This window comes from Photobacterium alginatilyticum (assembly GCF_009910675.1).
Taxonomy (GTDB): Bacteria; Pseudomonadota; Gammaproteobacteria; order Enterobacterales; family Vibrionaceae; genus Photobacterium; species Photobacterium alginatilyticum.
In genome coordinates, this window is the sequence record NZ_RSEJ01000021.1 from 61063 (window position 1) to 82154 (window position 21092).

At 43.0% G+C, this 21092-nt stretch carries 11 protein-coding genes and 2 pseudogenes; 5 read left to right on the forward strand and 8 right to left on the reverse strand.

From position 1 onward, the window contains the following. Positions 1 to 2: 2 nt before the first annotated feature. On the forward strand, positions 3 to 3185 hold the full coding sequence (locus EIZ48_RS18800; RefSeq protein WP_160654657.1) for an AAA family ATPase: 3183 nt from the start codon (positions 3 to 5) through the stop codon (positions 3183 to 3185). An 853-nt stretch (positions 3186 to 4038) separates the two neighbouring features. Further along, positions 4039 to 4161, forward strand: a pseudogene (locus EIZ48_RS18805) (transposase); the annotation flags it as partial. Positions 4162 to 4957: 796 nt separating this feature from the next. Here the strand turns inward: EIZ48_RS18805 and EIZ48_RS18810 are convergent. Then, positions 4958 to 5194: an antitoxin Xre/MbcA/ParS toxin-binding domain-containing protein gene (locus EIZ48_RS18810; RefSeq protein WP_160654660.1), complete on the reverse strand. Its 237-nt coding sequence runs from the start codon at positions 5192 to 5194 to the stop codon at positions 4958 to 4960. 289 nt (positions 5195 to 5483) lie between these two features. Here EIZ48_RS18810 and EIZ48_RS18815 point away from each other — a divergent pair, with 289 nt between their 5' ends. The 3 genes from EIZ48_RS18815 (at position 5484) to avs4 (ending at position 11190) form a co-directional block, all read left to right on the forward strand. After that, complete coding sequence (locus EIZ48_RS18815; RefSeq protein ID WP_160654663.1) at positions 5484 to 5792, forward strand: hypothetical protein; 309 nt, start codon at positions 5484 to 5486, stop codon at positions 5790 to 5792. A 106-nt stretch (positions 5793 to 5898) separates the two neighbouring features. Continuing rightward, a complete protein-coding gene (locus EIZ48_RS18820) occupies positions 5899 to 6207 on the forward strand; it encodes a helix-turn-helix domain-containing protein (protein WP_160654666.1) in 309 nt (102 codons plus the stop codon). Between the two features lie 267 nt (positions 6208 to 6474). After that, a complete protein-coding gene (gene avs4, locus EIZ48_RS18825) occupies positions 6475 to 11190 on the forward strand; it encodes an AVAST type 4 anti-phage nuclease Avs4 (RefSeq protein ID WP_192928639.1) in 4716 nt (1571 codons plus the stop codon). Between the two features lie 300 nt (positions 11191 to 11490). On the opposite strand, the gene EIZ48_RS18830 is transcribed toward avs4, so the two are convergent. From EIZ48_RS18830 to EIZ48_RS18860, 7 genes and pseudogenes are all read right to left on the reverse strand, one after another. Next, entirely contained in the window at positions 11491 to 13008 is a 1518-nt protein-coding gene (locus EIZ48_RS18830) for a site-specific integrase (protein ID WP_160654670.1), read from the reverse strand. Further along, entirely contained in the window at positions 13005 to 13619 is a 615-nt protein-coding gene (locus tag EIZ48_RS18835) for a hypothetical protein (RefSeq protein WP_160654672.1), read from the reverse strand. Before EIZ48_RS18835 ends, EIZ48_RS18830 begins: the two co-directional genes overlap by 4 nt. After that, entirely contained in the window at positions 13612 to 15843 is a 2232-nt protein-coding gene (locus EIZ48_RS18840; protein ID WP_160654675.1) for a hypothetical protein, read from the reverse strand. The genes EIZ48_RS18835 and EIZ48_RS18840 overlap by 8 nt, the downstream gene beginning before the upstream one ends. After that, positions 15840 to 18089, reverse strand: a complete 2250-nt coding sequence (locus EIZ48_RS18845) for a hypothetical protein (protein WP_160654677.1) — start codon at positions 18087 to 18089, stop codon at positions 15840 to 15842. The genes EIZ48_RS18840 and EIZ48_RS18845 overlap by 4 nt, the downstream gene beginning before the upstream one ends. A gap of 164 nt (positions 18090 to 18253) precedes the next feature. Continuing rightward, a pseudogene (locus EIZ48_RS18850) lies at positions 18254 to 18430 on the reverse strand (pirin family protein); the annotation flags it as partial. Positions 18431 to 18570: 140 nt separating this feature from the next. Further along, positions 18571 to 19191, reverse strand: a complete 621-nt coding sequence (locus EIZ48_RS18855; RefSeq protein WP_160654680.1) for a DNA-J related domain-containing protein — start codon at positions 19189 to 19191, stop codon at positions 18571 to 18573. A 137-nt stretch (positions 19192 to 19328) separates the two neighbouring features. Further along, entirely contained in the window at positions 19329 to 20621 is a 1293-nt protein-coding gene (locus tag EIZ48_RS18860) for an HAAAP family serine/threonine permease (RefSeq protein WP_160654683.1), read from the reverse strand. Positions 20622 to 21092: the final 471 nt, after the last annotated feature.

Below are 21092 nucleotides of genomic sequence, written 5' to 3' on the forward strand. Positions count from 1 at the left end.
TAATGAAGTTAAAAAAAGTTGAAATACAAGCATTTAAGTCCTATCTACAAAAAGAGGATGGCACCTTTGATTTTACTAGTAGTGATAGTGAAAACCCTGCTAACTTCATTTCTCTGTTTGCTCCTAATGGATTTGGGAAAACATCTTTCTTTGACGCGATAGATTTTGCTATAACTAAAAAAATAACAAGATATGTTCGTAGTGATAAACTATCAAAGTTAAACCTTGAGGAGTGTAGACAGCATAATGCTCAAGGAGAAAAACAGTTAGTAATAAGAAATAAGAATGCACCACTAAATTTAAAGACATTAGTGAGTGTTTCTACAGACAGAAGTGAAAAGCCATTTATATCTTCATATAAAAATAGTCAGAAAAATAGTTCAGATCTTAGAATTCAATCCAAGAGTAATATCAATAATTACTTTGAATCGTCAATGCTTTACCAAGAGTCTATAGATGCATTTTTGCGAGAAACAAACTCTGAAGACAGATTTTTAAAGTTCTCAGAAATTGATGATGAGTTAGTTGAAATCAATCGCGTAAGGACGTCTATTCTATCTGTTAAGTCTGAAATTTCAAACGAGGAAGAACAGCTTGTTGCTGAGAAGCTCAAATTAGAAAAAGAAGAAAAAGCACAACTGGAAATTCTCAATAATGTAGATGAAGTTAACCGAATTATTAGCGAATTAAATAAATATAATATAAATATAAGTCTACCGTTAATATCAGCCCCTTACAATGAAAGTAGTCACTTAGCACTTTCATCTCGAATGAAAGAGTTACACAATAGCCTCGAAAAAAAATCGAACATTGACAAAGAAAAAGTATCAAATTTTGAGTCGCAATTATCAAAAATTGAACTTGCTGTATCTATGTATCAGCAATATCTCTCATTTAAAGAAGAGAGAGAAAGAATTATACTTCTAAATGGTGATATAAGTAAGTTAGATGGGTTGATTCAAACGAAGATTAAATTAGACAATAATATTAAAGATACAGAAAGTGCACGCAGTGATTTAATCCAAACCTGCGAAGATGCAACAAAATTCGCGGAAGAGTATTTACAAAAAACAAATGTTGAGCGGGAGCTTAAGGGGCATAAAAAGATCTTAAGCTCTAGGTCGGAAAGGCTTGATAATAATAAGAAGAAATTATCTAAAATATTATCGGAAAGAGTTGTTCTAGAAAAAGATTTAAGTGAGATAAAATCAAAAAAATCTCAGGTAAATGATACATATACTAAACTTAATAAGCTCATTAAGGCTGAGAGAGATTCCAAATTAAAATCCGAAGTTTTGAATAAGGAATGTGATACTTATATTGAAAAAATAAAGTCAACTAAAGAAGAGGTTGACGAAATTAAATATTTCAAAATTAATGATGTGCACAAGTTGGTAGCAAAGGAAAGTATTTCACAGGAAGATAAGGATTCACTTCGTGATATAAGTAATAGATATCAAAATCTAGAAGGTGAAATTTCAATTATTGATAGAGACATCAATGCTAAGCACCAGAAACTCAATGAAGTTAGAAAACAAAATTCGGATATTCTGACTTTAATTGAAAAAGCTAGCGCTCTAATTTCAGAAACTCAGCAAAGCCACTGTCCTCTTTGCGATAGACCTAACGATAGCTATGAAGAATTATTAGCTAGGATTAGCAACAACTCAGCTCTCTCAGAGTTAGAGAAGTCTTTAGTGGTCGACTTTAACAAGCTCAATGATGATAAATCAAAGTTAGAGAAAAATTTGAACTCTTCACTTGAATCGTTTAAAAAGTTTATCTCTAGTTATATTGTATCAGCAAAGAAAGAAATAGATTTTCTGGATGTAAATAAGGCTAAAAAAGAGATTGAAATTATAAATTCTAGAGAGGAGCTTTCCAAAAGCAGACAAGAACTGGACATCCTGAACACTTCCGTTATGTACATGTCAAAAGAAGAGTTCAACTTCCATCTAGATGGCAGGATGTCTGCATTAATACAGCGTATTGATGAGTTATCTACTAGTGCAGAACTGCTGAAAAAAGAAATTGAAGATGAAAATGTGAGCGTAGATGACATAAATAGGTTGCAAGATATAGAAAACAGACTTTCAGAATCCAATGCAAAACTATCTAGTTATGTAAAGCTTAACGAATTCATTACGAACTCAAAATTGGAACAGAGCTCATCTATAGCTGAGATTACAGAGTTAGCGATAAGTTTGATTACAGAGCTTGATGCTAAGCTAGCGCAGTACATAGCCGAAAAAAGTAAGTTATTGGATGCGGAGAAAAAAATTGCTCTTCATGTCGAAAAAAGCCCTTATGGTAAATTAGAACGAAGGGCAAGAGGCGATAAAATCCATGTTTTACAAGAAGAGATGGATGTAATTATAAAGACTATTCCATGGTTTTTTAATATCCTTAATGGTTATGATTCAGCTAGCAATGAAGACCTGAGTTCCTTCGTCAGGTTAAGAATTGAAAACATGATCAATGATATTTCTTTGAAGGATATTAAGAATCAGAATATGTTGGCGCTAGTGTCAACAGTTAAAGATATTTCTAAAGAGTTGATCGGCTATTCAGATATCACAGAAATCCAATCAAAATTACGTGGAATAGGTTGTAAATTAAGAAAGCTATACAGTATTTCTACTGAGCTAGAGAATGATTCTATATCCTTAGGAAAGGAAATTAGTTCGAGAGTTGATGCTTTCTTTAATACGGATTTAATTAATAAGATATATCAAAGTATTGATCCCCATCCAGAATATAAGGAAATTATATTCACGTGTACGGCAGAAGATAAACCAAAATTATTAGTGTCTGCTCGAAGTACAAAAAGCAACCAACTTATGTCTCCAACGTTAAGTTTTAGTTCGGCACAAATCAATGTACTAGCGCTAAGTATTTTTCTTGCTAGAGCGATAAATGCTAAAGATGACGAAGGGAATGATGTAGATTGTATCCTAATTGACGACCCAGTTCAGTCCATAGACGCTATAAACACACTAGGGCTGATTGATACTCTTCGGATGATTAGTGTTAAGTTTAATAAGCAGATCATTCTTACAACGCATGACGAAAACTTCCATGAGCTGTTAAAGAAAAAAATTCCACAAGATAGCTTTTCGTCTAAATTTCTCAGACTCAAATCTTTCGGTAAAGTTAGTCAAGATAGTTCTATTGAAGAATATTGATTAATATAACGTATGAGCGGTCAAAAATACCGCTCATTTCATAACGAAGTAACCTTTTTGCAATGGCTCTAAAAGGCAGTCAGGTTTCGATATACATCAGCTAATGTGAGTTGCGGACTTTAGAACTAAAATACTAACTCATTTATGTTCACTTTATTGTTTCAGCTTGTTGGCTCTTTCTAAACCATAACGTTGTTCAGTCAAAATTGAAAAAGGTCGCACGGATGTACGACCTATGAACTAGGGGCGGTGCTACAACCTACAAATAACCACTATCGCGTCACCAACACTTCCCATCTCAAAAGAATCGGTAGTTATACTCACTTTGTAGTACCTCAGTTAAGCTTTGCAGCATGAATGGAGGCCAGTTCATAAGGTACACCCTCAATCCCTTTGTCCAGTCTATCACTTAACCTAGTATAATTTTGTCAACTCCAGCGCTGTTAATACTCTATACAAGTATTATTGTAGGGCGCTGACACTCAAAAGTTTGGTCAAAATAACCTCCTTGAGTGCCATTCTGATATGACACATCATTCTTTATATCAATGGTAGATTTTTGAATCAATAGTTAGAGGTAAGCCTTATCTCTATTAATCTGTGTTTTGCTGTTTGGGATACGAGAAGTTATCCGAACGATAGACTTAGTTTGAAAAGCCTAAGAAACTTCTGTCCAGAGACGTGCCAGCACGATCACCGCTAGCACGTTTGTGCCCCAAGACGTGTTTAGCGGGAGCTTTATTGTAATGACACTGATTAATGAGGTCTTACTATGTTTTAACCCCCCCTGTGTCAGGATAGTTGTCGCCTAATCTAAATCCATAGATTAGACAGGGGGGGGTAAGCTAAAAAGATGTCCCGCTATCCAGAAGAACGAAAGAACGCCATCCTTAAGAAGTTGTTACCGCCGGTGAGTATGTCAGTGCCGAAGCTGGCTAAACAAGAAGGCATTAGCGAGGCAACCCTATACAATTGGTGTACCGGGCACCAATGATCAAATTTTGCAGCAGGTTGTTGCGCAGGAAACGTGCCTCGTACCAAGAAAGAAGCCTGAAAGAGTTGAGGTGTTATCTATTTGATAGATGGATATCAGAGTCTTAAAGCAGGAAGTGTAAATGATGGCCCCAGTGGGCTACTTTGTTCTTTCAAACCAAGTCCAGTTAGTAATTATAACTCCCGGCCGGACAGTCGTAACTATGCTCTGGAAAAGTAGGGATACCTGGGGCGCTTTTGCTACCTGCGGTCAATACTCAATGAGCGTAAGAGAACAGGGCTATCGAATTATAGACTAATCATTAACAATCCACTACGACCGCGACTTCATAATTACAACAATCAGGCGTATGAGGTACTTCCTACTAACTTGGTTTTGTCCCAATACAACACGGGCATACCGGTTGGTATTGATTTTGTTAATCCAATGCTCAATAGGCCCTCCACCCCGACAATGACCACTAGATTTAGAGCTCGGTTTCACACTAGGATCTGAACGCAAAACTTTATTTAAATTCAATTCTTTAACTTGTTTTTTTTGAGTCAAATTACCAAGTAATTCACATTAGGTCATTGATGAGTCATGATCTTATCTCTCTGGTTGATATAGATAAGATCATAAGCCTGGTATGAGCTTAATTAAATGCGAATTTATAGGGTGTCATTAACTGTAAAAGATGTACTGCTAAGATGAACTGGCAGCAACTTGATCTGCATATACAGCCAGCAAATAGTGGTTAGACTGTTGGCTAGCAAAGTCTAACCCAAACCCAAGTCGGTTACGTTGGAATTCCGTGTTTTAATCGGCCAACTAGATCGCATACCATCTCGAAATCTTCCTTGTTTGAAATCATATCGACTGGCCGCTTCCCTCCTAAGCCGTAAACGCCTTCTTGTAACCACAATTTTGCTAGGTGCGCATCTCCGTGAAGCTCCGTTGCAAGAGAAATTAAGATTTTGAGCCTTTCTGTTTGCTCTTCACTTAGGCCTTCATATTCATCGCTATCAAGAGTCATTTTCCAACCTCATACAGCCACCACTAGTGAATGTATCTTATACTAGTACTTATTTGGTGCTGCAGCTTAGTTCAATTTAGTTGGATGTGTAACTGCCTTATGTAGTCTCTGGTATAGCTAGGAATTCGCATCACTCAAACTAAGCAATGGAGGTGAATGATGCCTTAGTTAGAGTGATTCTTGCCTTAGTTTGAGTGATTCTTGCCTTAGTTTGAGTGATTCTTGCGTAAACATGTACACAAAGGTTAATTTGAGTGCATTAAGTGTTAGTCAGTTTATGGTGATATGAATGGACAACAATAAGCTAGAGTTAGCGATGGATACCCTTAATAAATGGGGAGCCACACCGAAAGAAATACAAAATGTGCTTCCCTCTTATCCAGACGATGAACAGGAAGAGCGAGTGTATTGCATTCTAAGTATTCTTAATTTCTTAAAAGTACATTTTGATAACCCCAAAAATCGAACCGGTTTTATGGCAATGAAAAACCATAACAGCTTTTTTGAGGGGCGTTCACCTTTAGAGGTAATCAGTACAGGTTCACTTGACGATCTCAAAGAGGTCGAAGCAAGAGTTCGCAATATGGGAGTGTGGTAGGTAGTTGCAGGCCAAAACCGCCGCTCGCAACACTCTCATATTTATAGAATTGGGCTGTGAAACTACGCTTTCACATTTTGAACATTAATGGAGATATAGTTTCAATATGAGCTCACGCCGCAGAGCAGTGGTTTTTCCTAGACAACAACGCATCCTCGATCAACTGGGTGAGAACATTGAATTGGCGTTGAAGCGACGGCGTATTTCGCAGGAGCTGTTACACCAACGGACAGGGATATCAAAGCCGACATTACGAAGGATCACCAGAGGTGACTCAACAGTGTCTATTGGGCACTATATGATCGTTTTAGCAGTATTGGGCCTCGAAAATGACCTCGGTATGGTAGCCAGTGATAGTGTGTTAATCGGTAAACTTGAATCGATAGCGAAGCTCAAAAGTGATTCAAATGCATGAAACATTTTTGTCTAACTTCGAGCCAGTCTAGTCTGGCTCATTTCTGCCCCAAAGTTGCGTAGAGCAACAATCTTGACTTGCTTCTTTCGACATTAGTTGACCTACTTTTTATAATGATTAATTATGTACTCAGTTTACTATGGTGTGTTGGGCAGAGAAGACCTGAATTTGAACCAAAGTGTGGCTTTACTGTTCTACTAAAGCCTCAATAGTCATTTAAATGATATCGTTCAATATCTGTTAATACTTGAAAAGGGTAAAGAAAAGTTGATTAAGATAGACTGGGAAGTATTTAAAGCAAAGTTTTCAACAAATCCACAAGACGCTTTTGAATGGATGTGTTATCTCCTTTTTTGCAATGAATTCCGAGTGAAAACTGGCATTTTTCGATATAAAAATCAATCAGCAATAGAAACCAATCCTATTTCCCAAGATGGAATTAATGTTGGTTGGCAAGCTAAGTTTTATGAAGTTGCATTATCTAACCATAAAAATGATATTTTAGAAACGATTACAAAAGCGAAACGTGATTATCCTGATTTAAATAAAATAATTTTTTACACAAATTCAGAATGGGGTCAAAATAAAGGAAAAGAACCAAAAGGAAAAATAGAAGCAGAAGAAAAGGCAAAAGAAAACAACTTAGAAATTGAATGGAGATGCTGTAGCTTTTTCGAGTCACCGTTTGTTGTAGATGATTGTAGCCGGATTGCTTCGTATTTCTTTACTCAATCTGATAACTTATTTGCACTTTTGAGTTCGTTTGAGTCTCATACGGATGCAATTCTAGACGATATTGAAACTACTATAACCTTTGGCGACGAAAACGTTTCAATTAATCGATTTAATTTAATTTCCGAAATTAAAAGTTCAAATTCTAGTGCGCTAATTATAAGTGGCGAAGGTGGCACAGGAAAAACCGCCTTGATAAAAGAGCTATATGGAGATAAGGGGAGGAATGATGCGTTTTATGTCCATAAAGCGACAGAGTTCTCTGTTAGCAGTTTGAAGGAATTTTTGTCAGGTGTTTTTATAAAGGATTTTGTTGAGGCACATGATGGAGCAGGCAATAAAACAGTTGTTATTGATTCTGCGGAACATTTGCTTACTCTAGAAAATACAGATCCTATTAAAGAGTATCTCTCCACCCTAATCAAAAGTGGATGGAAGGTGTGGTTCACCACGAGAAATAACTACCTAGATGATTTGATTTTTCAACTATATGAAGTGTACAAAACTAGCTTTAATTCTATACACATAGAAAAGTTGGATGATGATACGTTATTCGAGCTTGCTAAAAAGCATGGTTTTATTATCCCTGATGATAAGAAGTTTAAAGAACTCATATTGACCCCATTTTATTTGAGAGAATATTTGAAGTATTATCAGGACAACAAAGGCGCGAGCTACTTTGAATTCAAGGAATCTCTGTGGCCGAGAGTTATTACAAAAAGATCCCCTCAAAGAGAGCAGTTTTTTATTCGGCTAGCTGAAGAAAGAGCCAATACAGGAAGGTTTTTTGTAATTCCTGATACTAATTACTCCAATGAAAAAGTAGAAGAAGTCTTAGTTTCTGAAGGAATAATCAGTTATGAGCCAAATAGAGGATATTTCATTACTCATGATATTTATGAAGAGTGGGCGCTGGAAAAATTCGTTGAAAGTGGCTTTTTATCCTCAGAAAATTCGGAAATATTTTTTGATAAAATACAACAATCTTTACCTATCAGAAGAGTGTTCAGACGATGGCTATCAGAGAAGCTTAGCAGCGAAAGTGAAGAAGTTAGTCACCTTATTGTAGAAACCTTATCATCTAGTAATATAGCCAAGTTGTGGAAAGATGAAGTGTTAGTTTCTATGCTTCTGTCCGACTACTCTGATTACTTTTTTAACATTAGTGAAAATTTATTATTGGAAGATGACTTCAGTCTTCTAAAGCGCATATGCCTATTGATAAGAATAGGGTGCAAGGAGATAGATAATAGTTTTTTTGATAGGATTGGAGTGCGAGCACCAGATATTTTATCAATGGATTATGTGATGACTAGGCCAAAAGGAACCGGATGGAAGTCACTAATTAAGTTCATTTATGAAAATATCGAAAATATTGGCGTGGAAAATCTCAATTTTGTATTGCCCGTTCTTTACGACTGGAGCAGTAACAATAAGTCTGGCGAAACAACTAAATATGCTAGCCTAATTTCTCTATCATTTTACAAGTTGGTAATCGTAAAAGATATATATATTGGAGATGATGGTTTTTCCAAAAACTTGATCCTAACGATTCTGTATGGAGCAAGTGAAATTAAAAGTGAACTGGAAGCGATCATTGATGAAGTAACTCTAAACAATTGGAAAGGACATAACGATCCATACTACCTTCTGAGTGAGTTTATTTTAACCAAAATGGAATGCTTCAATGTTGCGATGGAGATTCCGGAAAAAGTAATCACTCTAGCCAAGTGTTTTTGGACGCATGAACCACCAGAAAATGGCGGTTATTATTATAGTTCAAGACTAGAGATTGATCACGAATTTGGTGTTGAGAATAGGCATCAAGACTTTTACCCAGCAAGTGCTTATCAGACCCCCATATATGCTTTGCTCAAAACCGATTTAAAATTAACACTAAACTTCATTACCGGCTTATTAAATTCTTCATCAAGAATATATGCTGAATCTAGTCTTGATGAAGGCCAAGTTGAAACTACAACATTGTTTCTAGATGATGGTAAAAAAACTAATCTACCTGTTTCAAATCGTCTTTGGTGTATGTACCGTGGAACACAAGTCAGTCCTCATCTACTTGAATCAATATTAATGTCGCTCGAGCGTTTCTTTCTTGAGAGAGGAAAAAGTACTAAATCTGAAACTCTTGAATATTATCTAAATTATATCTTAGAAAAAGCTGAATCTTCTGCGCTTGTGGCTGTTGTTGCGAGCATAGTATGTGCGTTTCATGAAAAGACATTTAATGTTGCCAAAACTCTATTCAGAACGAAAGAATTTTTCTTTTATGATTCTGCTCGAATGATAATAGATCAAACACATAAGAATCAACTTATCTCGCTGAAAAATTTTAGTGTCAATCGAACGAATGAACTTCATGAGAATGAAAGAATAAGAGCTTGTGACCAAAAACATAGGAAACATTCGTTAGAAGACATAGCACTTCAATATCAGTTCTTTAGAACTGAGGAAGTAAGTGATGAGGAATCAGAAAATAGGGTTCAGGAAATTTGGAAAATCCTAGATCATCATTACAGAAGCTTACCAAGTAAGGAGCATGAAAATCATAAAGATAAAACATGGCGTTTATATTTAGCTCGCATGGACAAAAGGAAAATGTCACCTAAAGCGAAAGAAATAGAACACGGTATCGCAATAGAATTCAACCCAGAAATTGAACCAGATCTTAAAGAATATAGTGAAGCATCTCAGCGCGAAGCGAATGGGCCTTTTAAACATTTAGCTTTAAATAATTGGGCTGATAGCAGGCTCTACAATAGAGATAACTACAATAAATATGAGTCTTATGAAAATGATCCATTAACTGCTTTGGGTGAGGCAAAAGAAATATGGAATCATCTTTCAGGAGGCAGCATGTCGGTGGGATTGCAGCTTGATCGAGCCACACCGTCGTATGTATGCGCAGTGCTGTTACGGGACTTCAAAGAGAAATTAGGAAAAGCTGAGCTAGAATTTTGCAAGGAAGTCATATTTGATTATGCCAGCATCGTTAACAATGATGATTATATACATCAGATAGGTGATGGCCTTGTTCCTGCATTATTTGTTCTTCCAAGGTTGATAGGGGACTTTGCAGACGAAAGACTTACTGTCAAGCTTGTCTTAATTAGAGCCTTAATGAGACATGACTCTATATCGATGATGGGAATGGATAGGATAAGTTCAGTAGCGATTCAATCTGTTCAACACTTATGGAAAGATGAACCTGAGTTCATGAAGTCGCTGTACATTGGCTATTTGATAATTGCTCAAAAATATAGAAATGTACAGGATCGTTTAAGACAAGAGGCGTATAAAGCGAAAAAGTATGACATCGATGAAAATGACTTTGAACAGGAGTTTTTTAAAGAACTAGAGAATGTAGCAAAGAGTATCGAAGATGAAACCATAGAGGAATCTGCAATAAAGAATATTGAAAGCATAGATAACGATATATTGATAACCGCTTTTCAGCTTCTGCCATTGGATAACAAACTCAACAGCTCCGTGCCCTTTGTTGAGGAAATTATTAAGATAATTTCACAGCAATTACTCTCTCGTGATAGAGAGAATCGCCTTGATTATGCTTTCAGATATGAGTTTTTAAAGTACTATGCTCGATTTGTTCTTCATCTAGATAATAGCAAAAAGGATAGATACCTAAAATATTTTACAGATGACTTCACCTTGAGCGAAGGTACGGCAGATTTATTAAATGAATTTGTTAGCGCTGAAGACTCGCTGAACATGCCGGACTCATTTTGGTATGTATGGAACCGATTTAAAGGCTGCGTCGTTGATTCAATTAGTAGTCAAGGTTGGCGGCATGATAAAGAGCGCATAATCGAATCCTTTTTATTTGCAAGAGTTCCTTGGAAGGACGATGCAATGGCTTGGCATACATTTTCGCCGGAGAATAAAGTATTTTTTAATGACCTGAGCAGTAAGATAGGTAGTGAACCTTCTTTTATCTATAGTATCAGCAAACTTCTTTGTGGCATTGGAAGTGAATTTTTAGATGATGGTATTTACTGGATCAGTAATGCAATAAAAACCTTTGACATCGATTTGTCGCAAGATAAGTCAGGAAATACACTATTTTACTTGGAAAGATATATGAGAAGATATCTATTCAAAAATCATGATAGAGTCAGGCAAACACCTAACTTAAAGGCACAGGCAATGGTGGTGTTGGATTTTCTAGTGGAGAAATACTCCATTACAGGTTACCTCCTTAGAGAAGATATAGCTTAGGTAATAATCATTGTAGCCGACATATGAATTCTGATGGGCTAGGCTAAGTTCACCACAAGGCTACAGCCAAGCTTCCTGTGGCGTATAACAAACGCTTTAGGTTTCAAGATACTTTTTTTAATCCAAAATTAGCACGTTAGAATTCATACTCTAACGTGTTTTTGTCCAAACATGAGTTTGACCCCTTTACATTTTGTTTGCACAAAACCTTACTTTGGCAGTGGTCTTTCTTGTTTTGAGAGGTTAGAAACATAAATGTACAGAGCCTCATTTGGGGGCTACCTTGTAATACGCTGTGGGTTATCCGGTCGGTGCCGTGTCCAGTCCGGCCTGCTCGGCGTCACCGATGATCTGGCTCAGGCGTTCAGTCACCAGGTCGATCACCTGGCTGCAGGCCAACTGGCTACCATCGGAGTTACGTAACTGGCGGCGCAGTTGGTTCAGGTCGTGTTTCAGCTCTTCGGTGGCCTGCAGGCGGCGGATAGCCTGATTAACAGGGTTCCAGACGCCTTCCATGTCGTAGGCCAGGTCGATGTAGTGCCACAGTGTATCGATGCTTTTATGGCCGGTTTTCTCACGTACTTTTTCTAGAACCATGCGGTAGTCGTGCTTATTCACCTCGGTTTTACCTTTATTCAACTCCTTGAGGTGCAGTAGTACCAGGTCGGTAATAAATCTGTGGCGGAACATGGAGAAGCACGCCTGGTGATTGCGGTAACCGGCGCGGTTGCACAAATTCTCAAAGTCCTTGTCCAGACCTGACTTGGCGACCGCAGCACCGAGGTTGCCTGGCTCTGTGCTGAGAAACAGACTGTCTGATTCCGCAAGTTCAGGGTTGCGCTCCTCGCAACACTGCAGCCATTTCTGATGCGCCTTGAGGTACAACCGCACGCGAGTGGCGATTTTTGGTGTGATTGGGAAGCGACGTAGCGGAGGGTCAAGTTGACGACGCTTGAGCGTGGGCAGGATCAGCACCGGTTGACTCTCACCGATGCTGTGCCGGTTGGCTTTGAGTGACATCTGGACCATTTCTTCCGGACGGAGGCCGGTTTTGCGCATCATCAGTAGCATAAAGTCGCGCCGGGCCGTGATGTAGTCCCGGTAAGCGTCAAACAGGGATTCATTTTTGCCAAAGCGACGCCGTGCAGGCTCCGGATAGGCATCCGGCTCGTACAGATCCTCTATCACCATCTCGATATCTTCGATCATGATGGTGCCCATCGGTAGTTTGGGGTCGGTGCTGACGCTTTGCGGCAGGTAACGATGGTGCCAGTAATAGCGATTATTGTGCGAATTCTTCTTGCGGGTGACGCCGATGGCCGCCCCTTCGCCGCTGGAGCCTATCAGGCGTCCAGGCTTGAGATACAGGTTGTCCTGGTACCAGACGAGGAAGCTGAGAATGGTCTGCATGATGGCGCGAACTGTATTGTTGTTGCGCAGGCGTTGACTGGGATCGTCCATGTAGACATCGGTGCATAATTTCTCGATCAGACGGCCGATGTCATTATCGGTCAGGTCACCAAAACCACAGGGCTGTCGGGTGGCGCGTCCATGGGCGCAGTAGCGAACTAGCTCAGACAACTTGGATGCTGTGGTGAGTACACTGTCACCGGTCCAGTTGTAGCCGTTGTACAGCAGGTACATATTGACGGGCAGACAGGGCTTGCCGCTGGGCCAGCGTACAAAGGCGGCGACCGGTAGATACTGTTGCTCAATGCGGTAGGTCGCTTCATTGCCGCTGCGAAAGTATTGGATACTCTCCGGCAGGGTGACTTCAGTCAGTTTTCTGTAGAGCTGTTGCTGGGGCGGGCGTTTCATCGTGGCAGTACCTCTACGTTGTCATCGTCATCGCGCTGGGTACCGGCTTCACTGAACAGGTCACCGTACAGCGCGTCGTGATCATTGAGCAGGTTAAACAGTAACTGGCGCGTGCGAGGTTCGATCTGCTCGTCGCGGGCGTAGCCACGCACCTGCTGAAACAAGTGCAGGTAGGCTTTGCTCAGTCGCAGCGCGTGTAGTTCGGTCTCATCCAGTTTGTCATTGTTTTCCTGTTTGCGTTTTTGATTGCGCTGGGCGCGGGCGGCCTTGGTGCGATAGCCGGTCTCTTTGAGTGCAACTGCCATTACCTGTTTGCGCAGCCAGTCTAGGTAGTACTTTCCGCCCTGACCGGCGGTTTTACCTTCGGGTACGATATTGTCGGCCAGCACCTGGTCGGCGTATTTGTACATGGAATTGCGCGACAGTGGGGTGATTCCATGCTGGGTAATATCCAGTGCGGCCAGGGTGGACTGGGACGCGCAGGCATTCAGCAGCTCGGTCGATGCCAGCTTAGGGTTACGCAGCGCGCGCTGCAACGCCTCGTAGCGGTTATAGACACTAGCCTTGCAGGCTTCGGCATCCGGCTTGCGTCTTGGTTTTTGCTCAGTCATTCAGTCTTCCAGTCTTCCTCCCGCCCTGGCGAATGGCAATACACAGGCGCTTGTGTCCATCGTCAGTGGTAATGCTATACGGCGCTAGGTGGTAATCGTGTTCGAAAAGATCCTCAACCAAGGCTTGCCACTCACGCTCAGGCACCATGTTAAGTGCCTTGACTCGGAACTGGCGCAATACGCGCTGGTATAGTTCTGCCAGCCCCTCATCTTCACCGTCTATCGTGACCTGAGTAGAATCATATTCAGCCAGAAGATCAATCGCGCACTCGGCTTCCAACTGGCCGATTTTGCCGCCGGGAAACTCACGCTCAATGTAGGCATACAGGTGATCGACATCGGTATGTCCAGCAATCCAGCTTGCCGCGTCCAGTACGTCATAGCGACCGCTCCAGAACAGCAGGAGCAGGAACCATTTTCGCATCTGGTGAATGCGCAGGTACCATCGCCGTCCGTGCTCATCTGGCGGCAAGCCAACGTAGTCACAGAACTTGTCCAGATAGCTGTTGAGTGAACCCGCGTCAATCTTCTTAGCGGTGCCCCATTTGTTGGGGTTAGGAAGGTAGAACAGCTTGAACCGCAAGTGGTTATCGTCTTCGCCAAACAGTTTCGAAAGACCACGGTTCAGCTTGCGCACTTGCTGGATAGCGCGGGCGGTGATCACCGGGATAGGCTTACCGCCTGTGCGGGTGCGGCGCTCGCTTTTGGTTCGTTTGGCTAGATCCGAGTCGAGCCAGTAGTGGCCGCCGCACGTTCGTAGCAGGCAGAACCGTGGTAGATTGGCGACCTCGCAGTCACGTGATGGCTTCATCAGTGCGATTACCACGGTAACTGCGCCGATATAGATCTCCAGTGCCTCGTGCAGCGTGGGTTGGCTGCGCAGGCGGTCAAAATCACGGCCTGTTTTTGGTGTGCCTAGCTGAGTAAATATAAAGCCGGCCTCTTTAAGTGCCTGTGGCTGCGGGGTTTGGCTTAACACCTTTGGCAGGTCATAATTCATCACCTTTTTCCAAGGCCTCAGCGCAACAGATGTATCGGCTTTGGCACGCAATTGGCTCATGATTGCTAGGTAGTAATCAACCAGGGCATCGCCGTACAGTACCACCCAGCGCAGAGCGTGGTTAAGGTATTGCAACCCGGTATCAACCGGAATAAATGGCGTGTGGTTATCTCTTGTGGCCAGTTTAACGGCAGATAAAACTGCTGCAGGCAAATTGAGGGTCATCGGTGGCGGTAAATGCTCCGGCTGATGCCGATAGAGCATCAGAATCAGGCGCAGCATTGTGCTGGCTTGTTCAACTGACGTCTTACTGCCAGTGGTGTACAGTGCCTCCTGCTGCGTGGGAGTGCTTTGGCTAGGATATTCCGTGCTTTGTCGGCTTCGAATTAGCAGCGTCGGGTGGGCCAGCTTGGGCTCAAATTGACGCAGTACGGCGTTAAGGCGCTGGTGTTTCTTCAATGAGTTCACTTGCACTGAGGCAAGCCTACCGAGCAACACGCGGGATACAAGGCCAGTGTGGTCAGTGTTACCTGAACCTTGTCGGTATGAATAACCCTGGTTAGCTTCGAGCCAGTCGATGACCGCCTGGCAGGTATTCTGTGGCCAGTTGCCAGGCTCGGCCAGCAGTTTCGCAGGACAAGGCTCTCGGAATACTGCCTGATATAGACCACTCAGGCAGCGCTCGACCAAGCCGTGTGTTCCGTTCCAATCGCCTGTGGCGATTGCGCGTAGTAGGCGTACCAGCCCGGCTTGGTCAAGCAGGCTAAGGCTGTAGGTATCGGGGTGGTAACGCGAGTGTTCAAGTACCATCCAATGGCATAGACAGAGCAACTGTTGGTTAAACGTCTTCCAGCTAGCTATGCTGGGCGGTTTGCCTTCGGCATAACCTTGGCGATAAAGGAAACTCAAACGACGGCAGGTTTCCAGCAGCGTGGCGTAGCGGGTGTCGGTTAGGCAGCTGTTTTCTGGCAGTTGTATGGCCCAATTGACATTGGCGGTATCAACCCATTGACCGTTCTTCTGGCGGGTTTTGCTTCCAGCAGTTGTTTGCCATTTAGGGGCCGTCCAGTCACTGAGCAGCCAGGGAGCTTGCCAGTGGCCGTTGTAGGGTTTGGCGCGCTGTCGGGTCCAGAGCAGGTGCTGTAGCTGTAATTCGCTCGGCTGGTCTGTGGCAAGACGTAGGCTACCCAGTAGTTGCTCGAAGTCGAAAAACTCTGTGTTCATGGGATATCCTCCGTGTAGATCGGTTGCAATGAGAGGTGGGTCAAGCGATTAACTAGTATCGGGACCTTGCTTTCGGCCTGGCCGTAGACACGCTGTAATTTCTTCACGTTCAGTGATTCACGTAATGCATAGCCGATGTCATCGCTTTGCGCTGCCGCCTGCAACATGCCGCCGAGGTCAATAAAGTGTTTGGGCGTCAGGCCGGTCAGGTGGTCTGGTTGGATCTGGAGCGACGCTGTAAGGTGCTGCTGCGCCCACTGACGGTAGGCGAGCAACAAGGCCAGACTGTTTGGTGACAGACGCAGGTGCAACAGGTCGTCTGGCGTTGGAACTGCTTCCCAAGTGGCTGGTTGTCCCGCATGGTCAATGCGATATCGTTCCGCGTAGAGTTGATGCAACTTGTCGGCAATCGGTGAGCTCCCAGCAGGCAATTCATAGACCAGTTGAGCCAGAAAGCGATGCAATTCGGCTAGGTTTGGCATATCGACAACTTCAAGCAAGTAGTCCTCTTCGGCCGCCGCCAGGACCAGCAAGGTATTCTGAAAGCGGCGGATAATACGCTCGTTCCAAATTTGGATCAGGGGTTCGGGAATATAATGCTCGATGGCGACGCGGTAACTGTTGCCGAGGCGCTTTTGCACGGCGCGTACCGAGCCTTTATCGAACCAGGCCAGTACACCCTGAGTGTGGCGTATCTTGTTGAAATCCAGCGTTCCGGCACCGAGTCCGGCATTGGTCAGCGTCGGGTGACAGCGGGCTAGGGTGAACTTATACTTACCTGTGGTATCGTATAGCAGCTGAGCATAGATCCTTGCCGGGTGACCGAGGCCATTAATGTTTTTCCGTACTTGGGTGACTCCCAGCAACAGATATCGCCAGTGTGGGTGTCCGGCGCGTTTCAGCAGGGCGCGCACTGGTGCGGTGGCACGTTGAAGGTGGCGTAGCACTCGGGCTGCGCGCGGAGTCAGTGCTGCGTATTTACGGCTACCGGCTCGAGGTTTATCAACGCTGAAGATCTGCTGCTGCCCCTCGTCGGTTAACAGCATATAGCTTTTGCCCCTGACGTTAAGTAACTGAGCCCCGTCCAGAGCGTCAGGTGTCAGGTTGGCATGCTCGCGTATCAGCAGCGCCTTGGCGACGGCCATATCGGTGGTGTTCAGCAGGCCAAGAAAGCGATAAAACAGCTGTTCGGATGATAGTAATTCGGCCTGTTGTAGTGGCAGGGCGCAGTCACTGAGTAATGGGGCAATAGGTGTAGAGCTAGAATTTTTTAGAAACCTGGCTAGGCATGCCGGGTGCTTACGTAACGCCTTGGGGGTCAGACATTCAGGGTCGTTGCTGTACTTTAATTGCTGCATCATCATGCGCAGCCCCCAAAGATGGCCCTTTGGGTGCCTTGGTGATGTAAGTTGTAGACTGATTTTCTTCTGGTAATGACGTCCTTTTGTGTCAACTATAGTTACGGTTGCATCATCCTTCCAGATGGCGTTCTGTTCACGTAGACGCCAGTCGTCAGCGGTAATTTGCTGTAGCATCTGTTGGCCACAGCGGTAATCTCGCACCAGTCGTAGCCAGTAGTCATCCATTAAATCAGCCAATACCTGGTCGCGGTTGCGTAATGTGGCTTCAACCTGATCCAGATACTCGGCGTCGATGTGCCAGAAAATTGGCCCGGCTAGGGTTCTATCGAGTGGTTTCCTGACCTTTTCTATAGGCTCGTCATCGCGGGTTGGCTTGGCCGGTTGCTCGCCCAGCAGTCTGGGATTCTGTGGAGAGCCGTGGCTGCCTTGCTCTTCGGGTAGGCTCAAGTCTGGCAGCATCACGCCAAGAGGGATCAGACCGTCTTCCTGTAGAAACTCTAGCCAGGGGCGTACCCTACATTGTACGTTCTTACATAGTGTTTCTAGGCTGGCTTTAGTACCTGGGCGACTGATGTACCATAGGGCAAACTGAAGTACCAGACGTTGCCAGCCTTCAAATGTATCAGGCAATCGGCAAATGCTGCCTTGGTGCAGAGCAGTGTCCCAGTGCAAGTAATAACCAAAAGGGCGGAGAGCCTCATTTATGTAGCGATGCTGTGTTTGGCATGCATTACCGACTGCGTATTGGCTGGTTGCGTTGAGTAGCCTGTTGCGATCTTTAGCGTGCAATATAAGCAATGGTGAGATGTTTAAGCGCTCTGGCTCAATTTTATGCGGATTGGTGATCAGCACGGTGAGGGTGTTACCCTGCTGTACGAATTGCATTACGTACTCCTACCTATTTTTTATACAGTATGGTAGACAGGAGCTAAATGTTCATAAAGATTTGTTCATATTTTGGTCGCAATATATGCAAATTACTTTTCGGGTATTAGTTTTTTACTAACTCACCTACCTTGAACAAAGTTTGTAGCTCGACAAAAGTCAGACGGATGAGGAGGAAAACCGCCAATATAATCTTCGGGGCTTTCTGATTTTAGCTCGTCTATCATCAGAAATGGTGAGAACTGGATGTTGTTAAAACCATGTGCTCGTTGAATTTTTACGCCATCGCCATCGGACGATGGGTGAGAATCAATGATTTGCTTAATACGTCTGATAGCCATATGTCCTCCGAATACAAACCCTTTTAATGGGGAATGTTGTTAGTGTAGGAGGGTGGCCTTATGGTTAACAGAGGATAAAGGTGAACAGCTTGTTTGAAAAAACTGAATGACTTTGAGGCGCTATACCTAGAAGCTAGAAGCTAGAAGCTAGAACCTAGTCTTTGCCATGCTTCACAAACTTTACGGAATTGTTTTGCATCACCATTAGGCCTGTCAGGGTGCCAGCGTAGAGCGAGCTTACGCCATTGACGGCGGATTTGACCTGCCGTCGCATCTGCTGGGAGTTCAAGCAACGCGAGATCCTGATGATTGGCACTGGAAAGTGGTGCCGATGAAGCGCTATGCGAAGATCCGATGTGGCTCTGATAACGCCGCCAGAACGAAGATAGCAGGGCCTTAACAGCTTCGGCATCAGTGTTGTAGTTTCGCCAGTCAAGATAGTAATCTCTTAACGGATCATTGATGTCGATTTGGTTCTGGTCTGATGCCATGTTGTGGGATAGGCGAATGTCCATTGCCTGAGCCTGAAGCCACTGTTTTGGCAATAACATCTCCTGAAGTTGATATAAGGCATTCATCAGGAGGAAATTACGTTTAAAAAGGTCTTTTTCGGGATCGTCGTCGAGTGTTTCGAGAAGGTTTTGTTGCCGGAGCGCATCAGCCAGCGTATGGATCATCCAACCGGTAGGTTTTGCTTGCAAGAGCGATATAATTGGCCAGATTAAAGGGTTATCGTATTCGGTGTACTTATCTAGATCCATTTCTAAATTCTTCTCATTGAATTTAAAACCAGCCTAGCAGAAAAATGAAGGATGAAGAAGTTAGCAGCTAGATTCTCGTCGTTTGGGGATAAAAGAGGCCATCAACTGATGGCCTGAATATCAGATTGAAACAAGCGTTACTGAGCCAGCGAATAGAAAATGGCAGAGATTGAAATTAGGCCAATTATCATTACGAAGACGTTGCTCAGCGCACCGGAGTATTGTCGCATGCTAGGTACTTTCTTGATGGCATACATCGGCATGATAAAGAGCAGCATAGCGATGATCGGGCCACCAAGGCTTTCTATCATACCCAGAATGCTAGGGTTGATAGTTGCAACAGCCCAAGTTGTTACTAGCATGAACAGCGCTGTAAATGTATCAAGCGCTTTGGGTTTAATCTTTTTGCCTTGGCTACGAGCGACTTTGATAACTAGACCGTTAAAGCCCTCACTGGCTCCAAGGTAATGACCAAGAAAAGACTTGGTAATCGCGATAATGGCAACAATTGGAGCTACGTAGGCGATTACCGGCGTCTCAAAATAGTTTGCAAGGTAGGTGAGAATTGAAACATTTTGCGCTTTGGCCTCTGCCAGGTTTGCCGGAGAAAGGCTTAGCACGCAGCTGAAAACGAAAAACATAACAGTGGCAACCATCATTACATGGCTACGAATAAGAATACGCGAACACTGCTTTTCGGCGTTTTCTCCATACTCTTTTTGTTTGGCTACGGCGAATGAGGAAATAACCGGTGAATGGTTAAATGAGAAAACCATAACAGGAAGGATTAGCCATACTGCCATAAAAATTGTATAAGCACCGCCTTCAGTTGGTATTACCTGATCGAAAATTGCACCGTTCCAGTGGGGAACTAGGTATAAAGCCAGCATCAGCAGTACAGCAACGAAAGGAAATACTAATACACTCATTGCTTTGATAATTAGCTGCTCACCAAGACGCACGATAGCCATCAGGCCAACAATGAGACCTAATGCTAAAATGGCACGAGAGGGAGGAGCGACATTTAACTGGTGCGCCATAAAGCTTTCTACCGTATTGGTGAGTGCAACACTATAAACCAGCAATATTGGGTAGATGGCAAAAAAGTACAGCAGAGTAATGACCTTGCCCATCCCCGTACCAAAGTGCTCCTCAACAACCTCGGTGATATCGGCACCGGGATTAGAGCTGGAAAGTACAAAGCGAGTCATGCCTCGATGAGCAAAAAAAGTCATTGGCAGAGCTAAGATTGCCATAACGACAAGAGGGATCAGGCCACCAACACCCGCGTTAATGGGTAGAAATAATGTACCGGCACCCACTGCTGTTCCATAAAGACCCAGAGCCCAAACAGTATCGTTTTTACTCCAGCCCATCTTGGCTGATTTTCTTGCAGAATGATTAGCAGTATTGTTTTTCACAGTGTCCATAATGGACATCTCCTTTTAGGTATATTGTCTATAGCCTTCAAAGGGTTCAAGTCGTATATCTTCCATGCTTCGCGAAATGCGAAGGAATATAGGCAGAGCGCAGTAAGTTCTCTTTTCCCTTTATTGGGCTAATTAAAGAGAGCTATTCCGATTAGTTCGAATGAACAAAGAAATTAAGCTGAATGGTATCTGTATCTGCTATATCGCTAAATTAATAAAACCTTATAAATACTTTGGAACCCTAGACGACGAAAGGAGTATAGGGGATTCTTTGTGGTACAACTATTTTTTTAACCCTATGGTTGATTGTTTGGATAAAGAATATGCATATGTATCAATACCTAAAAAGAGTAGTTATGAAATAGCGTGAGCGATGGTGAAGAGTTGTTACAAGTTAGAATGATTAAATTTGTAGCTGCTGTATTGGTCAGTCATTAATTATTAGCGTTTCGAATATAACAAATACACCGA